Genomic DNA, 19,032 nt, shown 5'->3' with positions numbered 1-19,032 from the left:
GCCCTCAGCACTTGTCGGTGGCGGTGACCCGGGCGATGTCGGTCACCGCGAGCGTGGTCACCGTGCCGTCGTCGGCCCGCCGGACCCGCAGGGCCGAGTCCGCCGTGGACGACAGCAGCGTGCCGCAGACGATCTCCTGGCCGCGGGTGGTCACCTTGAGCAGCGGGGCGTCGGGTTTGGCGGCGGGCAGGAACCAGGTCAGGCCGCCCGTCACGACCAGGGCGGCGAGCGCGGCGACGGCCGCCGTCACGGCCTGTCGGAGCCGGGTGGCGGTGGCCTCGGGCAGCGCGCGGTGCCGGGCGTACCAGGCCAGCAGCTCGGTGTCGTCGGCGACCGAGCGTGTGCGCGGCCACCCGTACGCGGCCTGGTAGGCGCGGACGATCGCCACCCCGGCCAGCGTCGCCGCCACGGCCAGCAGCAGCGCCACCGTGATCCGGCCGCCGACCGCGAGCTTGCGGATCTGGTCGGCGCTCAGGGTCAGGCCCAGCACGGCGACGATGCCGAAGAGGGCGGTGATCCCAGCGATCCACTTCTCGGCCGCGGCGCGCAGCCGGTCGATCTGCCCGGTCTCGGTCGTGCGCAGCGCGGCGGCGGCCTCGGCCAGGTAGGGGTCGTCGGCGGGTTCCAGCGTCACCTGGTCGTCGGCGGCGATGCGGGCGCTCGCGGTCCAGGTGCGGCCGCAGCCCTTCGGCGGAGTGCCGGGCCAGCCGTCGTGGGCGCGCTCGCAGTTGCAGGCCATCGCCACAGTCAGGGTGGCCCGGGCGGGGGAGGAGGTGTTGCCCTCCAGCGAGGTACTGGTCAACGCGACCGCCGCCTGCGCGTCGTGGTGGCACGCGGGGCAGGGGCCGGCCAGGCGCAGCGTGGAGCCCAGCTTCTCCCCGCTCCAGGCGCCGAGCTGCGCGGCCGAGACGGGTATACGGTCGGCCTGGTGGGCCAGCTCCGGCATGGTGTCCTCTCAGGATGGGGGCAGGTGGTAGAGCTGGATCGAGGTGATGCTCTGGTGTGTGACCAGCCTGCCCTGCCCAGGTGCCATCGGTGTCGGCCGTGCGGCGCCGATCAGGGCGCCTGTCTCTGGCGAGCCCGACATGACGAGGCCGTGGGTCTCGGTCCTTCTCAGACGTTCCAGGACGGGATCATCCGCGGCACGGGTACGCGCGGTGAGGATGATGTGCAGACCGATATCGCGGGCCAGCAACACGTGCGGGATCAGCGGCAGCAACGGGTTGTCCGGACTGTCGGTCAGCAGCTCGTAGTCGTCTACGAGCACGAACAGTTCAGGACCCTCCCACCAGGAACGGTCGCGACGCCGGCCGGCTGTCACCTCGGGACCCGGCATGCGTGCCCGAAGAGCCTCGGTGTAGAGGGCGATCAGGGATTCGGCGTCCCTGGTGGTACTCGCGTGGGTGGTCCCGGTGATGCCCCGCAGGCCTGACTGGTAGTCGATCAAGGCGATCTCGGCTTCGCCCTGGTTGAAACGGCGCCTGATCGTCCGGGCCAGGGCTCGAAGAAACGTTGTCTTGCCACAGCCGTGGTCGCCGAAGACGAGAAAGTTCGGGTCCAGCCCGAGGTCGATGTCCACCTGCCGCAGGTCGGCCTCGGCGATTCCGATCGGCAGCCGGAGACCGTCCTCCGGCCGGAAGATCATTTGCATGTACGGGACGATGGGCGGAAGGGGCGGCCAATTCGGCGGACGAGCACCGTGCCAGTTGTCGGCGATCGCCTGGATGAGCTCCCGCTCGTTCCGGCCTTCCAGCTCGGGACGTGCGATCACGAGATGCAGGCTCCTGGTCCCATCGGCCGGGTTCCGCGTGATGCCGTGGCCGGGGGAGTGCGGCAACTCAGCCGCCGCCCGGGGATCGATGACCGAGTCGGCCGGATCGTCGAGCCGCAGTTCGACGCGGGTGCCGAGCAGATCCCCGAAGTCAGCTCGGAAGTCCTCCCAGCGTTTCGCGGTAGCCACGACGTGGACGCCGTAGGTGAGCCCGCGCCGGACGACATTGTTGATGATGACCGGCTCGAGGTCCGGATGCTCGTAACGGAGGGCGGCCCAGTCGGCAACGACCAGGAAGACGTCGGGAAGGTTCTGGTGGTGCGGCTGGGCGCGGTAGGCGTCGATAGAGGTCAGACCAAGTTTGGTGAGCAGCCGCTCACGCCGGTCGACCAGGTTGATCATCTGAGCGACGGTCTCCCGGACCGCGTTGGCGTCCCTCGACTCCGCCACCCCTCCGACGTGAGGCAACCGCCGCAGTGGGGCGAGGACGTCGTGGCCGCCGAGATCGAGGCAGTAGACGTGCACCTCGTCGGGGGTGCGGGCGAGCGCGAGGGAGCAGACGAACGTCCGGAGCGCCGTTCCCTTCCCGGAGCGACTGGCACCGACGATTCCGACGTGTCCGTTGCTGCCGCCCAGATCCAGTCGCAGCACGTCGCGCCGCCGGTCCAGCGGTCGGTCGATCGCGGCGAGGGGCACGCGTACGGCGTCACGCCACTCGCTGCGGGCGTAGGTGAGGCCTCGTTTCTCGTCGATGATCACGTCACCGGCCAGAACGTCGAGAGTCACCGATCCGCGAAGCGGCGGCAGCCACACCTGCCGGGCGGTCGGCCCCGAGCCTCGCAGGCTCTCCACGACGACCTCCAGCAACGACGCGTTCCCGAAGCCGCTTCCGGAGGACTGCCCGGCACCCGAGACGTAGGCCGCCTGGAACTGAACCAGGGGACCGCCGTCCTCTCGGACATAGCCCTGACCCGGTGCCAGCCGCAACTCGTAAGCATCGGTCGTGCCGATCATGGCCCGCGAATCCACCGCTGAGGCCGTGCGCAAGCAGATCCGATACGAGAGATGTGTGGTGAGCCCCCGCAGCCGACCGTCGTCGAACCGCTGACCCGCCAGCAGCAGGTGCACGCCGAGCGACCGGCCGACCCGGCCGATCTGCAGGAAAGTGTCGATCAGGTCGGGCCGGGCCGCGAGCAGTTCGGAGAATTCGTCGACGACGATCAGCAACGACGGCAGGCTGCCATCCTCACCCCGGGCCATGACGTATTCGCGTCGGCTGGCCAGATTGCCGGACGACCGCAGCAACTCCTGCCGCCGGACGAGCTCACCGACGAGAGCGTCGGACAGGCGGCCGAGCAGCGACGGATCCAGATACAGGTTGGTGATCACCGCGGCCGTGTGGGGAAGGGTGTCCAGCTGATGGAACGTCGCGCCGCTACGGAAATCGATCATGACGAAATTCAGCGCCTCGGACGAGTGGGTGATCGCCAGCGCCGTCACCAGCGTGCGTAGCAGCTCGGATTTCCCGGATCCGGTGGCGCCGATCAGAAGGCCGTGCGGGCCCATCCCGCCCAGCGCCGACTCCTTCAGGTCGAGCAGCACCGGGGATCCGTCAGTGGTCTCGCCGATCGGCACCCGCAGGTTCTCCTGTGCGGGCCGGGGCCGGCTCATGACCTGACGCAGCTCGGCCGACGACCCGCCGCTCAGGCCGAGAAGGTCGAGCAGCGTCGTCCCGGCGTCAGGCCTCCGGGCGTCCGGAGGGATTCCGGGCCCGAAGACGTCGCGCAGCGTTCGCTGGACCTCGGTGGCCAGCGATGAGACGGCCGGGTCGGAGTGGGAGACCAGTCCCGCCAGGGCATTGGTGATCTCGGCCAGGTCGGCCCCGGGCAGCAGCGCGAGCTGGCCCAGCGCATGGACGGACTCGACGGAGATCCGGGCCAGCAGGCGCGCGGTCTCCTCGGCCAGGTTGGCCGGCGGGGTGGCCTGGTCGGTGAGGCGTTCGCGCATGGCGACGAACCATTCCTGGCCCAGTGCCTCCTGCCCACGCACGCTGCCCTGCGCGCCGGCCAGCCAGTCGGCCGCGCGGCCGGGCTCGACGATGCTCAGCGCGGTCAGCCGCTGGGCGTACTCGAGCTCGCGCGGCTGCCACGGTTCCTCGTGGTTGGTGTACTGCTCCAGCAACAGGGCCACTTTGCGCAGGCGTTCGAAACCGTACGCCGCGTCCAGGCCGGCCAGCAGGCGGCGCCGCAGCGGCGGATCGACCTCGTACAGGCCGTCGCCCGCCTCCTGGAACAGCGGCGAGTGCAGGAGTTCGGCCTCGACGTCGTAGCCGAGCACCACCGGCGGGTCGATGAAGAAGTTGACCCGTAACAGGTGCAGGAAACCCGCGTCGAGAACGGCCGGGACCGCCGCGTGGCAGGCCAGCTCCAACGCGCCGGGTGTGAGCAGCGTCCGGGCCTGGTAGAGCACGCTCGTGGCCGGCGACGTCGTGGTCCAGGCGCTCACAGGGGACGCTCCGTGCGGTGGGGGCGGCCACGCAGCGCGTCGACCGCCCGATGCAGGCCCTCGGCGGTCAGCGGCGACATGGGCACGTGCCGGGCCACCTGCTCGGCCGTGGTCGAGACCCAGCGGGCGGCCGGAACGGGGTTGATCCACGACACCGGGCACGGCACCGCCCGCAACGCCTTCACCATGGCCACCGTGCCGATCAGGCGACCGGTCTGCAGGGTGCCCCGGGCCGCGCCGGCGTCGCTGATGACCGCGGCGGTCGTGCCGGGCGCGGTGTCGGCCAGCACCGCCGGGAACGGGCGGGGCTGGGTCAGGTCGGGGTCGGCGTAGAGGCGGCCCGTGGCCATCGGCGCGATCCGGTCGAGCACCGGGTCGATCCGCGGGTCGAACGGGTCGGGCAGGTCGCCCAGCACGCCGGTGTCGACCCGGTTGCTCGGCAGGTTGCGGAAATACCAGGTGGCGATGGACTCCAGGCGGCCGGCGTTGCGGATCTCGTGGACCAGGTGCTCGACGTACGGCTCGTACGGGGTCATCGAGCCGTGCCGGTCGATGAGCAGCAGCAGGCGGGCGGTGTTGCGCCGGGGCGGGATCAGCACCGGGCCCTCGAAGACGCCGGTCCGCCCGTATCGGTCGAGGGTGCCGTCCAGGTCGACCTCGGTCGCGACGCCGTAGCGCACCGGCCGGCGCAGGCGGCGCCAGGTCTGGGCGATCTCGCGGGCGGTCAGGGGGAACTGGGCCGTGACGGCCAGGGACGAGTCGGACTGGCCGGTGCTGGGTGGCAGCAGGGTCATGCCGGTCATCGGCTGCACCACCGGAACCTCGGGGGCCGGCGGTTCCGGCGGGGGAGCGGGCCGGGCCGGCGCGGAGGCTTCCCGGTCGTCGTCGAGGGCCGGGGTGTCGTCCGGGGCCCGGTCGGTGTGGGGCGCTTCGTCCGCCGGGGCGGCCGTGTCCCACAACGGGATCTCGACGCCGGCCAGCACCGCGCTGATGGTCTCCTGCTCGCTGAGCGACTTGCCCCACAAGCTGGTGAGAAGCTGCTCGAAGTCGGCCGACGACCCGATCCCGAAGCCCGCGGCCAGGGCCGACCGCAGCGCCAGACAATCGTCCAGCCCGATCGGCAGCCCGCGCCGCCGCAGCCGGACGACCAGTTCCCCCACGAAGCCGGGCAGGTCGGCGCCGGTCATCGCCGGGTCAGTCGCTCGGTGGCCCGCACCTGGTCGGTGCGCTGCTTGAGCAGGGCGTCGCGGTAGGGCAGGCTCCCCACCTTCTCGGCCGGGGTGTCCACTGCCTGCAGGAAGCCCGCCCAGTCGAGCAGTTCGCTCAGGCCCGGGCGCTTGACCAGGTCCATCTCGCGGAGCCGACCCGCCACGTCGATGACGGCGGCGCGCAGGTCGGGCCGGGTGACGCCGTGCATGCTCAGGATCGCGTCGAGGTCGTCGCGTCCGGCCGGGAACTCGATGTAGTGGAAGATGCACCGCCGCAGGAAGGCGCCGGGCAGCGTCTTCTCCTCGTTGTTGGTGACCACGATGATCGGCCGCAGGTCGGGCCGGTCGCGGGGCACCGCGTGCTCCCAGCCGGGCACCTCGTCGACGCCGAACGCCAGCTCGTCCAGCTCGCGCAGCAGGTCGTTGGGGAAGTCCAGGTCGGCCTTGTCGATCTCGTCGATGAGCAGCACCGAGCGGCGGCCGTGGTGGGCGCGGGCGATGACCCGGCCGAGCGGCCCGAGCCGGATGTAGTCGCGCACGTCATCCTTGCGGCGACGGATGCGCAGCTGTGCGTCGTGCAGCCGGCGCACGGCGTCGTACGCATAAAGAAGGTCCTTGCCCTTGCTGGTCGACTTGATGTGCGCCTGTTCGAGCGGCAGGCCGAGCGCGTACGCGATGGCGTGGGCGAGCCGGGTCTTGCCCACACCGGGGTCGCCCTGCAGCAGCAACGGCCGGCCGATGCTGACCGCCAGATTGACCGCGGCCTTCAGCGGGTCGGTGAAGCGGTACGGCTCCCGGTCGACCGTGCGCATCGGTGGGAGCCCGCTGGTGGCGATGTCGGCCGTGACGTCCTCGATGGCCCGCGACGGCGGAAGGTCGTCGCCCGGGTCGAACCACAGCGAGGTGTCAACGCGGTGACGGGTCTGCACGGCTTCCCACTTCCTCCAGCTGTCGCCGGAACTGTGCCGGCGATTGACGAACGTCACGGATCGAGCTGTCCATGGCCTCGAACAGCATCCGCATGTCGAGGCCGGTGCCGGTCGAGCACTGCTCGACGATGAGCGACGTCCACGACTCGGCCAGCATCGGCGGCCATCCCCGGTGCGACACGATCTGCTGGGCCCACAGCGTCAGGTCGGTCTCGTCGGCGGCGGCCTGGGGCAGCACTTCGACGCCGTCGGGGTGCACCGGCCCGACGAACAGAGCGACGAACCTGTACTCGTGGGCGCCGAAGTGCTCGCCGATGCCGTCCCAGAACGCCGCCACGGCCGCGCCGGTCGCCCCCTCGGTGAGAATCGGGCACACCACGTTGACCAGCTCAAGGTCGGGCAGGTAGCGGAGGACCTGCTTGAGGCGCAGGTCGACGGCGCCGCGGTCGGGGCGCAGGTGCAACCAGTCCTTGCGCTCGGTCTCGCCCAGGCAGTGCGGCAGCCAGGCGCAGAGCTTGTTGACCACCAGCTGGTCGACGTCGTGCAGACCGAAACCGAGAACCGGGATGGTGGCGCGGCTTTTTGCCTTGATGACCTGGCGTTTGAGCGGTTCGAGGTCGAAGAAGGCGCTGTCCAGCACCTGCTGGTCGGCGGGCGGCGCCGGCTGCGGTACGGCCGGGTCGCCGGACCAGCACTCGGCGGCCCAGCGGCTCAGCGCGACATTGCCGGCCCGGTCGACCAGGGCCGCCTCGATCAGCGCGGCCAGCCAGCCCTCGCCGCGCGCGGCTCCGAGGAGCCGGAAGACCACCATGGGCAGCGGGGAGTGCAGGTCAGCGTGGTGCGACAGCTGCCGGTCCAGGGAATACACGAGCAGACGTTCGAGCGCGTCCAATGTGCGGTAGGCGTCGAGGATCGCCGCTTCGAGGCTCTGTAGCTGTGGACCGGTGAGCTCCCGGGTCGTGCGGCCGCTGATCTCTGCACCTCCGTGGTCGCCCGTCAGTAGAGCATCGGCCGTGCGCCGCGGCAAGCACCCTTATGGACGGCTTCCGCCGTTCAGCCGATGCGCTGGCCGTAGACGTGGTCGACCTTCAGGACCAGCAACACGCGGCGGTCGGCGACCATCACCGAGCGGTACTCGTCCCAGTCGGGGTGTTCGCCGGCGGCCCGCCGGTAGTAGTCGACCAGCGCCTCCACCTCGGGACCGTTCGGGTCGTCGCCCGGGCCGATCAGGTCGACGGTGCCCTCGGCGGTGGCCCACGAGCGGCCGTCGGCGCTGGTCACCTCGAGGGCGGCCCGGGGGTCGCGGCGCAGGTTGGCCGTCTTGGCCCGGCCCTCGACGACCGACACGAGGATGCGTTCGCCCTCGCGGTCATAGAACGGTGTGACGGGGGAGAGCTGCGGCAGCCCGCTGGACTTGAGGGTGGCCAGCACTCCGAGGCGGCTTTCGGCGAGCAGGGCCCGCGGATCGAAATCAGTCACCCGGCCATTGTGCACCGCGGCTCAGCACCGCCCGCCAGTGCCGCTGCCGGTCGGCGGCGGGGGTCAGCACGCAGTCGCCGCAGGTGCCGCCGCCCGGGATGCGGTAGTAGAGGCAGCAGTTGTGGCGCTCCAGGAACCAGCGGGCGCGGCCCGGATCAGGGTGGTGCAGCGTCGCCATGCCGCGCAGCGGGGGCTGGGTCAGCAGCTCAGCGACCAGGCCGGCCGCGCGTTCGGCGGCGACGGGGTCGTGGGCGTTGTCGGCGATCATCCCGGCCGCGCCGCCCAGCGCCGAGGCCACGTTGCCCCACAACACCTGCGGCGACAGCACGTAGCGGGCTTGGAAAACGTCGAGCACGGGCCCGACCAGGGTCAGCAGATCTTCGTGGTGCGTGGTGACACCCGTTTCCCCGTACGCGAGGGGAAGTGGCCCGCTCCCGACCGCGCGCCACCACATCCGGTCAGGGTCGGCCCGGGGGAGTGTTCCGGAGAGCGCGGCCGCCGCCAGCAGCGGTGACACGAGGCGCGACGCGAGCCCGAGGAAGATCGTCGACGCGACCACCCGCTCGCCGATCGCATCCGTGCCGAGGCCCGACATGCGCATCAGCACTTGCTGCCCGGCCCCGACCCGCTCGGCAATCACCTCCGGGTCGAGCAGGTCGGTCAGCGGCCGCCAGCCGGGATCGTCGTCGACCGGCTCCCAGGCGAAATAGGGGCCCAACCGGGCGGCCGCCGCGAGCGCCGCCCCGGCATCGATCTCGGAACCCGGCACGACGCCCACTCTACGGGCCGGGCGTCGTAGGTTGGGCTCATGGGAAACGAGCAGGTGGCCGCGGCGATGGCCGAGGCGGCGCGGGCGTGGGTGGGGCTGCTGACGGCCGAGCAGCGGGAGACCGCCGTCGGGGCCGTGCCCTCGGGTGACGCGTCGGACTCCGAGCGGCGCCGCTGGTTCTACACGCCGACCGATCACGGTGGGCTCACCCTGCACGAGCAGCGGCCGGCCCAGCAGCAGGCGGCGATGCGTCTCGTGGCCACCGGGCTGTCGCGGGCCGGCTACGTCACGGTGGCCACCACCATCGGCCTCGAGAACGTGCTCGACCACTCCGAGGGTTTCGTGACCCGGTTCGACCGGGAACGCGGCCGCGACCCGGGGCTCTATTACCTGAGGGTGTTCGGCGACCCGGCCGAGGGCGGCACCTGGGGCTGGCGGTTCGGCGGGCACCACGTGTCGCTCAACAACCTGATCGTCGACGGCGCGCTGGTCTCGGTGACGCCGTTGTTCATGGGCGCCGACCCGGCCTCGTCCGAGCTGCTGGGCGGGGCGGTCAACCGGCCCCTGGCCCGCGTCGAGGATCTGGCCCGCGACCTGGCCGTCTCGATCGGGCCGGCCGCGATCCTGTCCGACCGGGCACCCTCCGACCTGGTGACCGGCAACCGGACGTCGATCGCCGACGGTGACCGGGTCATCCCGCTGGTCGGCATCTGGCGCGACGAGGAGTTCTCCGACCCCGTCGAGCAGGCGAAACTGCAGAAGTCGAGCGATGCCATCGACGAGGCGGCCGGCTATGGGGAACCGGAGCACCGGGCGCTGGAATACACCGTACGGGCGAAAGGGGTGCCTGGTTCCGGCATGTCACCCGCCCAGCGTGACCTGCTGCGGGCGCTGCTGGGAACCTACTTCGGCCGGGTTCCGGAAGCCGTCGCGCCCTCGTACGACGATGCCGCGCTGGACGCCGTGCACTTCGCGTGGGCCGGCCCGACCGAGCCGGGGGCGCCGCACTATTACCGCGTGCAGGGCCCCGGACTGCTGCTCGAGTGGGACAACACGCAGCGCAACGCCAACCACGCGCACTCCGTGTGGCGGAACCCGGACAACGACTTCGGCCTCGACGTGCTGCGCACCCACCGGGAGCACCACCACCACTGATTCACATGTCGAGGAACGCCGGATGGTGGTGATGGTAGGCCGCGGCGAGCGTGCGCACGGCCAGCCCGAGCCCGGCCGCCCGCCCGGCCGCGAAGGCGTCGGCCCCGCACCCACCCGGCGTGTCCAGGGCTTCCACATCGGCATAAAGATCCACCACGGCCCGTACGGCGTCCAGCAGCGGCCCGGTGCTGTCAAGACACAGCTCAGCCCCCTCCGCGGCGACGTGTTCGTCCTCGTCCAGCCGCAGACGCAGAAATCTGACCAGCTCCCAACTCATAGTCCGGCATCATTCCCCAACTCGGGCCGCGGGGTTGCCCCGTCCGGCCGTCACAGGTGTTGCGCGGGCCGTATCAATGTCGGGGCCGATGGTCCCTTGCCAACCCCCAATCCCTATCGGTACAGTAGGTTTATGTCACGGACGAACCCGCTGATCAGCCGACGCGAAGTCGACCTGATGCGCGTCGTCGCGGCCGCTTGTTGATCTCATAGATCCGAGCACCATCCCTGTCTGCCCACCCGTGACCGCCCCCGGCGGTCCGGCTGTTCGCCCTACCTACCGAACGGATCTCATGAGCAACGAGCTTGCAGGAAAACGCGCCCTCGTCACCGGCGGCGGCACCGGCATCGGCTATGCCATCGCCCTGGAACTCGCCCGGCAGGGCGCCACCGTGGCCATCACCTCGCGGCGCGGCGAGGTTCTGGCCGAGGCCGCCCGGCGCATCCGCGACGAGATCGGCGCCGACGTGGTCACCGTGGTCGCCGACACCGGCGACGACACCTCCGTACGGGCCCTGGCCGAAACCGCCCGCCGCGAGCTCGGCGGCGGCGTCGACATCCTGGTCAACAACGCCGCCGAACAACCCGCCCAGCACGGCGGCAGCTTCACCGAGGCCACCGACGAGTGGTTCCAGCGCCAGATCAACGTCAAGGTCATCGGCTACCTGCGCACCATCCGCGCGATCGCGCCGCAGATGATCGAGAACGGCTGGGGTCGCATCATCAACATCAGCGGCACGGGTTCGCGCCAGACCGTCTCGGTCATCGGTTCCGTCCGCAACGCCGGTGTCACCGCGCTCACCAAGAACGTCGCCGACGAGCTCGGCCGGCACGGCATCAACGTCACCGTCGTCCACCCCGGCCCGACCCGCACCGACCGCTGGAACGACCTGGCCGAGCAGAACGCGGTGCCCGACAACGTCATCGGCCGGATCGTCGAGCCCGAAGAGGTGGCCTGGGTCGTCGCCTTCCTCGCCTCGCCGCGCAGCGTCGCCATCACCGGGGACGGCATCGTCGCCGGCGGCGGCATCCCCGGCTTCATCTACTACTGACCGTCCAAGGGGGACCCGTCATGGCCGGCCTGACCGCCGAAGAACTGCACACCCTTCTCCAGGGCACCGGCGAGTACGCGCTCGTCGACGCCCGCGAACCCCGCGTCACCGCCGAGCGCGGCTCCATCCTGCTCGGCGTCTCGCTCCCGCTCAGCGTGCTCGAACTGCGCGCCGACGCGCTCATCCCACGCCGCAGCACCCCGGTCGTCGTCTACGACGGCGGCGACGAGGACCTGGCCACCCGCGCCGCCGACAAGCTGCTGAAGCTCGGCTGGACCGACGTCCGGGTGCTCGACGGCGGCCTGAAGGCCTGGGCCGGCGCCGGATACAAGGTGCAGACCGGTGGCGACCACGTCATCGGCCAGGCCTTCGGCGAGTGGATCGAGGACGTGTACGACACGCCCCACCTCACCGTCGAGGAGTTCCGGCGCAAGCGGGCCGCCGGGGAAGATCTGGTGCTGCTCGACAGCCGCCCGATCGGCGAGTTCGAGAACCACAGCCTGCCCGGCGGCACCTCGATCCCGGGCGCCGAGCTTGTCTACCGCGCGGCCGAGGTGGTGACCTCACCCGACACGCTGGTCGTGGTCAACTGCGCCGGCCGTACGCGCAGCATCCTCGGCGCGCAGGTCCTCATCAACGCCGGGCTGCCCAACCGGGTCGTCTCGCTCGAGGGCGGCACCCAGTCCTGGGTCCTGGAAGGGCACGACCTCGAACACGGCCGGCACTCGCTCGCACCCGAGCCGAGCGGGGCCGCGCTGGAGGCCGCCCACGCGGCGGCGCAGCGGTTCCGCGAGAAGTTCGGTCTCCGGTCGATCGACCGGGCCACGCTGGAGCAGTTCCGGGCCGAGAGCGACAAGCGTTCCCTGTACGTCCTGGACGTGCGCACGCCGGAGGAGTTCGAAGCCGGTCACCTGCCCGGCGCCACCTCGGCGCCGAGCTGGGACGTGGCGCCGTGGGTGTTCCGGCACATCGCCACCCACCACGCCCGCATCGTGCTGGTCGACAACGACGGGGTCCGTGCCACCGTGGCCGCCTCCTGGATCGAGCAGTTCGGCTGGGGCGAGGTGTTCGTGCTGGAGGACGCGTTCGCCGGTCAGGCCCTCGAAGAAGGCCCGGTTCCCCGTACGCCGCTGGCCGTCCCCGACGTCGAGGCGGTCGCGCCGGCCGACGTGACCGGGGAGTTCGCGGTCGTCGATCTGCAGCCGAGCCACGACTACCGCGCGGCCCACCTGCCCGGGGCCGTGTGGGCGTTGCGGTCGCGGCTCTCGGCCTCGGCAGGCGCGATCGGCGGCACCGGCCCGATCCTGCTGACCAGCGAGGACGGTCTGCTCGCCCGCTACGCCGCGGCCGACCTGGCCGAGGCCACCGACCGCCCGGTGCGGGTGCTCGACGGCGGCACGGCGGCCTGGCGGGCCGAGGGCCGTCCGCTCACCAGCGAGGAGCCGGCATGGCTGCACACACCGGACGACGCCGTCGCCAACGGCTGGCGCGAGACCGACCCCGAGCGCCGCAAGGCCGGGTTCCGGCGCTACCTGGCGTGGGAACTGGGCCTGGTCGAGGAGTTGCGCGCCGACGACACCGTCCCCTTCCGGGCGTTCCCATGAGCGTCAGCGAACTCGAACATCCACCGGTCGCGGCCACCCCACCGGCCGCCGTCGAAGACCTCTCACCCCGGGGCGGCCGCAGCCGGGCCGGCGTGGCTTGGCGCACCTACCGCGGGCGGGTGCTGCGCATCCTCGTACCGGCGCTGCTGATCGCGCTGTGGCAGGCGTCGTCGGCGCTCGGGTGGGCCGACGAGTTCACTCTTCCGCCGCCCAGCCGCATCCTCGACGCGTACGGGGAACTCTGGTCGAACGGCGACCTGCAAGCAGCCCTGCCGACCTCGTTGCAGCGGGCCGGGATCGGACTGGCCCTCGGCGTCACCATCGGCCTCGCACTCGGGCTGTTCGCCGGACTGTGGAAGATCGGCGAGGAGGTCTTCGACGCGCCGCTGCAGATGCTGCGGACGATCCCGTTCATCGCCGTGGTGCCGCTGTTCATCACGTGGTTCGGCATCGGCGAGACCCCGAAACTGACGCTCATCGCGGCGGCCACGGTGTTCCCGATGTACCTGAACACCTATCACGGCGTCCGTGGCGTCGACAAAAAGGTCATCGAGGCCGGGCAGACGTTCGGCCTGACCGGCTGGCGCCTCGCGACGAGGGTCATCCTGCCGACCGCCCTGCCCGCCGCCCTGACCGGATTGCGTTACGCGGCGGGGGTCTCATTGCTGGCCCTGGTGCTGGCCGAACAGATCAACGCGCTCGAAGGCATCGGCTACCTCGTGAACAACGCCAACCAGAACCAGCGCCCTGACATCGTCATCGCCGGCATCGGAATCTACGCGCTGCTCGGCATCGTGGTCGACGTGCTGATGCGCCTGGCCGAGCACTTCGCCCTGCCCTGGAGGCCCCGTGTCACCATCGGCTGAAGCAGTTGTCGACATCCGAGGCGTACGAAGGGTTTTCGGTGACCGGGCCGTCCTGAATGGCGTAGACCTGCGCTTGCACCAGGGTGATGTGGTGGCGCTGTTGGGGCCTTCGGGCACCGGAAAGACGACGCTGCTGCGGATCCTGGCCGGGCTGGACGCCGCCGACGACGGCCGGGTGCTGGTGCCGAAGGCAAGGTCAGTGGTGTTCCAGGAGCCGCGGCTGGTGCCGGCCCGAAGGGTGTGGCGCAACGTGGTGCTCGGCAGCCGGCACGTTCGGCGGGACCGGTCGCGGGCGGTGCGGGCGCTGACCGAGGTCGGGCTGGCGTCACACCAGAACGCGTGGCCGGTGACGCTCTCCGGTGGGGAAGCCCAGCGGGTGGCGTTGGCGCGGGCCTTGGCCACCGAGCCCGGGTTGCTGCTGCTGGACGAGCCGTTCGCGGCGCTGGACGCGCTGACCCGGATCCGCATGCACGACCTGGTGGCCGAACTGATCGGCCGGCACAACCCGGCGGTGCTGCTGGTGACGCACGACGTGGACGAGGCGATTCTGCTCGCCGACCGGATCCTGATTCTCGACGGCGGCACGATCGGCGTGGACGTGACCGTGGACATCGAGAAGCCGCGGCAGCGGACGGATGGGCGGTTCGCCGAGTTGAGGGCGTTGTTGCTGGGCCGGCTGGGCGTCGGTCAGGCGACTGCGGCGGCGCCCTAGGCCAGCCGCAGCTGGATCAACCGCGCTGGGGTTAACCGCCGCTGGAGCATCCGCCCCTGAAGCATCCGCCCGTGGATCAACTCCCCCTAGATCAACTCCCAACAAAAACCCACCACTCCCAGGGGGCCTCCCCGAGGTCATTGTCGCGGAATTGGGCGATCTCTGTGCCTGTTCCGAGGCCCGGCTGTGGACAACTCCGCTCTGTGGACAACCCTTTGCCCTATCGCAAGGAGCACCCCGTGATCAGTCATGCCCGAAAAACGGCCTTTGTCGCCGTGATAACCGTGCTCGGCGCCACCCTCTCCGCCTGCGGCAGCGAAGCCGACGCCAGCGGCAACAACAGCAAAGAAACCACCCTCACCTTCGGCTTCCAGACCGCCGACTACCCGGCCCTCCTCGAAGAATCCGGCCTCTTCGAAGACCTGCCCTACAAGCTCGAAACCCCCGTCATCGCCGGCCCGGCCGCCCAGATCTCCGCCCTCTATTCCCAGGCCACCGACGTCGGCCTGGTCGGCGAGAACACCGCCGCCTTCGAGGCCGCCAACGCCGCCGACGACTGGAACACCACCGGTCCCAAGGTCTTCACCATCGCCGGCTTCACCGCTAAGAACGCCCCCTACCCGGCACCCTCCCTGTTCGTGAAGAAGTCGGCGAACATCCAGAAGCTGGCCGACCTGCGCGGCAAGTCGATCGCCTACAACTTCGGCGGCAACATCTACGCCGGATACGTGAAGGTGCTGGCCAACGCGGGCCTGACCGTCAACGACATCAAGCCCGTGCAGCTGCCCGACAACCAAGCCGCCGCCGCCGCGTTCTCGGCGGGGCAGGTCGACGCCGTCGTCACCGGCTATGCCCAGATCAAGCGGGTCGTCGATTCGGGTGAGGCGGTGCGCCTGGCCACCAACGAGGACCTCGGTGTGGACGGCGGCGCCGGCTTCATCACCCGGCCCGACGTGTTGGACGATCCGGCGAAGCTGGCCGCGGTGCGTGATTTCTTCGGGCGGTTCAGCCGGTTCTACCGCGAGTGGTACCCGGCCAACGAGGCCGCGGTCGAGAAGGTGCTGCAGAGCGTCCTCAAGCAGACCCCGGAAGTCTCGAAGATCAACTGGGAGAACGGCGCCAAGGGGCGGCTCTACCGGGTCGGCGACAGCGCGTTCATCGAGCGCCAGCAGAAGATCGTCGACGCCGCGTTCGCCGCCGGGGGTGTGAAGCACCAGCGGGACATCAAGGCCGTCTTCAACCCGATCGTCGACAAGGAGTCGGTGCCGCAATGAGCACACCGCAGGAACGACGGCAGCTGCATCTGAACGTCAACATCACCAGCATCGGCCGGCATCCGAGCGCCTGGCGTTTCCTGGACGACCCGGCCGCCTTCGTCGACGTCGAGTTCTTCCGGACGATCGCCCGGATCGCCGAGCGGGGCACGTTCGACGCCGTGTTCCTCTCCGACGGCGTGGCCCTGCACCGGGAACCGCCGACCGAGCCCTACCAGTCTCTCGAACCCACCGTGCTGCTGACCGCGCTGGCCGCCGTCACCGAGCACGTCGGGCTGATCGGCACCGCGTCGACCACCTTCAACGACCCGTTCAACCTGGCCCGGCGGTTCGCCTCGCTCGACCACGTGAGCCGGGGCCGGGTCGCGCTCAACGTGGTCACCACCTATTCGCCCCGGGCCGCGGCCAACTTCAGCTCGTCGGAGCAGCCGGACCACCGGGCCCGCTACGCCCGGGCCGAGGAGTTCGTCGACGTCGTCTTCGGGCTCTGGGACACCTGGGAGGACGGCGCGATCGTCGGGGACCGGGCCGGGGACGTGCTGACCGACGGCGCTCGCATCCACACCCTCGACCACAAAGGACACCATTTCTCCGTACGGGGTCCGGGCCTGGTTCCTCGTTCCCCGCAGGGGCGCCCGGTTCTGGTGCAGGCGGGGTCGTCCGAGGCCGGCAAGGCGCTCGGCGCGCGGGTCGGGGATCTCATCTTCACCGCGCAGACCACGCACGCGGCGGCGCAGGAGTTCTACGCCGACATGCGGGCCCGGGCGGCGGCCTTCGGGCGGGACCCGGACCACCTCGTGATCCTGCCGGGTCTCTACCCGATCGTGGGGTCGACCGAGGCCGAGGCGCGGCGGCGCAAGGACGAGCTGGACGCGTTGTTCTCGTTCGACCGGGAGCTGCCCCGCCTGGCCGACCAGCTCGGGGTGCAGCCGGAGGATCTGCGGCTCGACCACGAACTGCCCTACGACAAGCTCGCGAAGGTCACCGACATCCGGGGTTCCCGCGGCTTCTTCGAGGCGACGGTCAAGCTTTCCCGGGAACGGCGTTACACCGTACGGGAACTGCTGTTGAGCAACGGGGGCGCGCACCGGCAGATCGTCGGCGCCCCCGAGCAGATCGCCGACAGTATCGAGCACTGGTTCCGCACGCGGGCGGCCGACGGCTTCAACCTGAACTTCGACGTGTTCCCGACCGGCCTCGAGCTGTTCACCGACCATGTGGTGCCCGAGCTGCGCCGCCGCGGCCTGTTCCGGCACGAGTACACCGGCACGACGCTGCGCGACCACCTCGGCCTGCCCCGGCCGCGCAGCCGCTTCGAGAGCCCGGCCGAGGTGGCGCGATGACCACGATTCCCGTACGCCGTCCGGGTTCCGTCCACGACCTCCTGGCCCGGATCGGCGCGACGGCGGTCGAACGGGAGGAGCACGACCGGCCGCCGTACGAGGAAATCGCCCTTCTGAAACAGGCTGGGATCGGGGCGTTGCGGCTGCACGGAGCGACGCTGGTCGAGCTGTTCGAGACGATCATCGACCTCGGCCAGGCCGACCCGAACGTGGCGCACAGCCTGCGCAACCACTACGCGTTCGTCGAGAACCTGCTGCGGCGGCCGCGACCGCAGGACGAGAAGTGGCTCGACCTGGTGCGGGCCGGGAACCTGTTCGGCCTGGCCGCGACCGAGCTGGGCAACGAGAAGGCGGGGCGGCGCGACCAGATTTTCCGTACGGCGGTGACCCGCACCCCGGACGGTCTGCGGCTCACCGGCGAGAAGTACTACAGCACCGGCAACCTCTACGCCGACTTCCTCGTGGTGGCGGCGCAGGGACCGGACGGCGAACCGGTACGCCTCGTGGTGCCCGCGGACCGCCCGGGCGTGCTGGTCGAGCGCGACTGGGACGGGATCGGCCAGCGGTTCACCGGCAGCGGCACGACCCGGTTCGACACCGTGCCGGTCACCGAGGACGACATCGTCGGCACCGGCACGATCTATGGCGACCTGCCCTACCTGGCGACGTTCCCACAGCTCTACCTGACGGCCGTGATCGCGGGCATCCTGCGCCGGGTGGCGCGCGACGCGGCCGGGCTGGTCCGGGGCAAGCGCCGCACGTTCTACCACGCGGCGGCCGACGATCCGGCCGGCGACCCGATCCTGCAGCAGAGCGTCGGCTACCTCGCCAGCACGGCCTATGTGGCCGAGGCGGCGGTGCTCCGGGCGGCCGCGGCGCTGGGCGAGGCATCGGCGGCCTCGGACGACCAGGAGCTCGCGCTGCGGGCGGCCCTGCGCACGGCCAAAGCCAAGGTGGCCGTGGACGAGCAGGCGTTGCGGGCCGCCGCCGAGTTGTTCGACGTCGGCGGCGGTTCGGCCGTCCGCCGGGTCGCGCACCTCGACCGTCATTGGCGCAACATCCGCACGCTGGCCTCGCACAACCCGCGCACCTACAAGGCGAGGGCGGTCGGCGCGTACGAGATCAGCGGGACGCCGCTGCCGAATGGCGGCTTCTTCTGACCTCGAGCACCACGATGCCGAGCAGCACCACCACGTTGGCCCCGAGCACGACGGCCGTGACCGGGTCCAGCGCGGCGGCGTGATGCTGGTGGACCGGCTCGGCGGGGGCGTCCGGGCCGGTCCGGGGTGGTTGGAACAGCAGCGCGGTGAGCACCACGAAGGCCCCCACCGCGACCGCGGCGGCCACCCAGTGCCGGGGCTGGAAGCGGCGCATCAGCGGGCCAGGGCCGGTTCGGGGCTGCCGCAGGCGCACAGGGCGGCCGCGCGCTCCTCGGGAGTGGGCCGCAGGTGCAGATACATCGCCACCACCATGGGCAGGAAGACCACTGCGTTGTAGAACAGATGCAGCTCGACGCGGGGGAAGAAGAGCTGCGCGATGCTGGTCGGCACCGGGCGGCCCATCAGGTGCTGGCCGGTGATGGCCTGCAGGAGCAGCAGCAGGTGTTCCAGGTGGTGCCAGAACTGGATCACCAGGGCGGCCGTCCACCACGTGCGCGAGCGGCCGGTGAAACCCTTTCGCAGCAGGAACAGCCCGGCCAGCATGAGGATCGCGTAGCCGTAGTGCAGCCACTCCGACTTGATCAGCCACGGGAACGGGATGCCGAGCACGCCGCGCGCCTCGGCCGGGGTCCAGCCCAGACCCCAGATCTGCACGGCCTGGGTCACGTGCTCGGCCCAGTGCGCCAGCACGATGAAGCCGAAGAGGAACAGGGCCGGCCGGTGCCACGGCCCGTTCAGCTTGTCGTAGAGGCTCGGTTCGGTCCGGTTCTGCAGTGTCGCCATGACGACCTCCACGGTGGACGGCGTGAGCTGCGGGCCAGTTTAGGAGCGGCCGGCGGCCCGGGGATCTCGCAGGTTGCGGACCTGGGCGCGTCTCTGGAACCGGGCCGGGGCCGGTCAAGAAGCCGTCAAGACGCGCGAGCGGGAAT

General features: G+C 70.9%; 18 protein-coding genes. 8 read left to right on the top strand and 10 right to left on the bottom strand.

Annotated features, from left to right (window positions below; translation table 11 throughout):
* Nucleotides 1-4 precede the first annotated feature (4 nt).
* From JIG36_RS01550 to JIG36_RS01520, 7 genes are read right to left on the bottom strand one after another with little or no spacing between them, the layout of a single operon-like run.
* Nucleotides 5-946 carry a hypothetical protein gene (locus tag JIG36_RS01550; protein ID WP_203374148.1) on the bottom strand — a complete coding sequence of 314 codons (942 nt, stop codon included), beginning with the start codon at nt 944-946 and terminating at the stop codon, nt 5-7.
* Between the two features lie 9 nt (nt 947-955).
* The gene (gene eccCb / locus JIG36_RS01545) at nt 956-4,276 is read right to left on the bottom strand and encodes a type VII secretion protein EccCb (RefSeq protein ID WP_203374147.1); all 3,321 of its coding nucleotides are present in this window, start codon (nt 4,274-4,276) and stop codon (nt 956-958) included.
* Nucleotides 4,273-5,463 carry a hypothetical protein gene (locus JIG36_RS01540; protein WP_203374146.1) on the bottom strand — a complete coding sequence of 397 codons (1,191 nt, stop codon included), beginning with the start codon at nt 5,461-5,463 and terminating at the stop codon, nt 4,273-4,275. The genes eccCb and JIG36_RS01540 overlap by 4 nt, the downstream gene beginning before the upstream one ends.
* Nucleotides 5,460-6,413 (bottom strand): AAA family ATPase, encoded by a 954-nt coding sequence (locus JIG36_RS01535; RefSeq protein ID WP_307872517.1) that lies wholly within the window; start codon nt 6,411-6,413, stop codon nt 5,460-5,462. The genes JIG36_RS01540 and JIG36_RS01535 overlap by 4 nt, the downstream gene beginning before the upstream one ends.
* On the bottom strand, nt 6,391-7,440 hold the full coding sequence (locus JIG36_RS01530; RefSeq protein WP_203374145.1) for an effector-associated domain EAD1-containing protein: 1,050 nt from the start codon (nt 7,438-7,440) through the stop codon (nt 6,391-6,393). The genes JIG36_RS01535 and JIG36_RS01530 overlap by 23 nt, the downstream gene beginning before the upstream one ends.
* A 26-nt stretch (nt 7,441-7,466) precedes the next feature.
* Nucleotides 7,467-7,892, bottom strand: coding sequence for a PPOX class F420-dependent oxidoreductase (locus JIG36_RS01525; protein WP_203374144.1), 426 nt, complete (start codon nt 7,890-7,892; stop codon nt 7,467-7,469).
* Complete coding sequence (locus tag JIG36_RS01520; RefSeq protein WP_307872516.1) at nt 7,885-8,661, bottom strand: (2Fe-2S)-binding protein; 777 nt, start codon at nt 8,659-8,661, stop codon at nt 7,885-7,887. Before JIG36_RS01520 ends, JIG36_RS01525 begins: the two co-directional genes overlap by 8 nt.
* Nucleotides 8,662-8,700: 39 nt before the next feature.
* Here JIG36_RS01520 and JIG36_RS01515 point away from each other — a divergent pair, with 39 nt between their 5' ends.
* The gene (locus JIG36_RS01515) at nt 8,701-9,816 is read left to right on the top strand and encodes a DUF3500 domain-containing protein (RefSeq protein ID WP_203374143.1); all 1,116 of its coding nucleotides are present in this window, start codon (nt 8,701-8,703) and stop codon (nt 9,814-9,816) included.
* 1 nt (nt 9,817) lies between these two features.
* Here the strand turns inward: JIG36_RS01515 and JIG36_RS01510 are convergent, their stop codons facing one another.
* Complete coding sequence (locus JIG36_RS01510) at nt 9,818-10,093, bottom strand: hypothetical protein (protein WP_203374142.1); 276 nt, start codon at nt 10,091-10,093, stop codon at nt 9,818-9,820.
* A 292-nt stretch (nt 10,094-10,385) separates the two neighbouring features.
* Between JIG36_RS01510 and JIG36_RS01505 the strand changes: the two genes are divergently transcribed.
* From JIG36_RS01505 to JIG36_RS01475, 7 genes are all read left to right on the top strand, one after another.
* Entirely contained in the window at nt 10,386-11,144 is a 759-nt protein-coding gene (locus tag JIG36_RS01505; protein WP_203374141.1) for an SDR family NAD(P)-dependent oxidoreductase, read from the top strand.
* A gap of 20 nt (nt 11,145-11,164) precedes the next feature.
* Nucleotides 11,165-12,748 (top strand): rhodanese-like domain-containing protein, encoded by a 1,584-nt coding sequence (locus JIG36_RS01500; RefSeq protein WP_203374140.1) that lies wholly within the window; start codon nt 11,165-11,167, stop codon nt 12,746-12,748.
* The gene (locus tag JIG36_RS01495; protein ID WP_203374139.1) at nt 12,745-13,614 is read left to right on the top strand and encodes an ABC transporter permease; all 870 of its coding nucleotides are present in this window, start codon (nt 12,745-12,747) and stop codon (nt 13,612-13,614) included. The genes JIG36_RS01500 and JIG36_RS01495 overlap by 4 nt, the downstream gene beginning before the upstream one ends.
* Nucleotides 13,598-14,326 (top strand): ABC transporter ATP-binding protein, encoded by a 729-nt coding sequence (locus tag JIG36_RS01490; protein ID WP_203374138.1) that lies wholly within the window; start codon nt 13,598-13,600, stop codon nt 14,324-14,326. The genes JIG36_RS01495 and JIG36_RS01490 overlap by 17 nt, the downstream gene beginning before the upstream one ends.
* A 239-nt stretch (nt 14,327-14,565) precedes the next feature.
* On the top strand, nt 14,566-15,600 hold the full coding sequence (locus JIG36_RS01485) for an ABC transporter substrate-binding protein (protein WP_203374137.1): 1,035 nt from the start codon (nt 14,566-14,568) through the stop codon (nt 15,598-15,600).
* Nucleotides 15,597-16,943 (top strand): LLM class flavin-dependent oxidoreductase, encoded by a 1,347-nt coding sequence (locus JIG36_RS01480; RefSeq protein WP_203374136.1) that lies wholly within the window; start codon nt 15,597-15,599, stop codon nt 16,941-16,943. Before JIG36_RS01485 ends, JIG36_RS01480 begins: the two co-directional genes overlap by 4 nt.
* Nucleotides 16,940-18,103, top strand: a complete 1,164-nt coding sequence (locus JIG36_RS01475; protein WP_203374135.1) for an acyl-CoA dehydrogenase family protein — start codon at nt 16,940-16,942, stop codon at nt 18,101-18,103. Before JIG36_RS01480 ends, JIG36_RS01475 begins: the two co-directional genes overlap by 4 nt.
* Here the strand turns inward: JIG36_RS01475 and JIG36_RS01470 are convergent.
* Both JIG36_RS01470 and JIG36_RS01465 read right to left on the bottom strand, forming a co-directional pair.
* A complete protein-coding gene (locus JIG36_RS01470) occupies nt 18,066-18,317 on the bottom strand; it encodes a hypothetical protein (protein WP_203374134.1) in 252 nt (83 codons plus the stop codon). The genes JIG36_RS01475 and JIG36_RS01470 overlap by 38 nt on opposite strands.
* Complete coding sequence (locus JIG36_RS01465) at nt 18,317-18,886, bottom strand: hypothetical protein (protein WP_203374133.1); 570 nt, start codon at nt 18,884-18,886, stop codon at nt 18,317-18,319. The genes JIG36_RS01470 and JIG36_RS01465 overlap by 1 nt, the downstream gene beginning before the upstream one ends.
* Between the last annotated feature and the right edge of the window lie 146 nt (nt 18,887-19,032).

The sequence above is a fragment of the Paractinoplanes ovalisporus genome (assembly GCF_016834655.1).
GTDB lineage: Bacteria > Actinomycetota > Actinomycetes > Mycobacteriales > Micromonosporaceae > Actinoplanes > Actinoplanes ovalisporus.
This window is presented reverse-complemented; position numbering and strand designations above follow the sequence as displayed.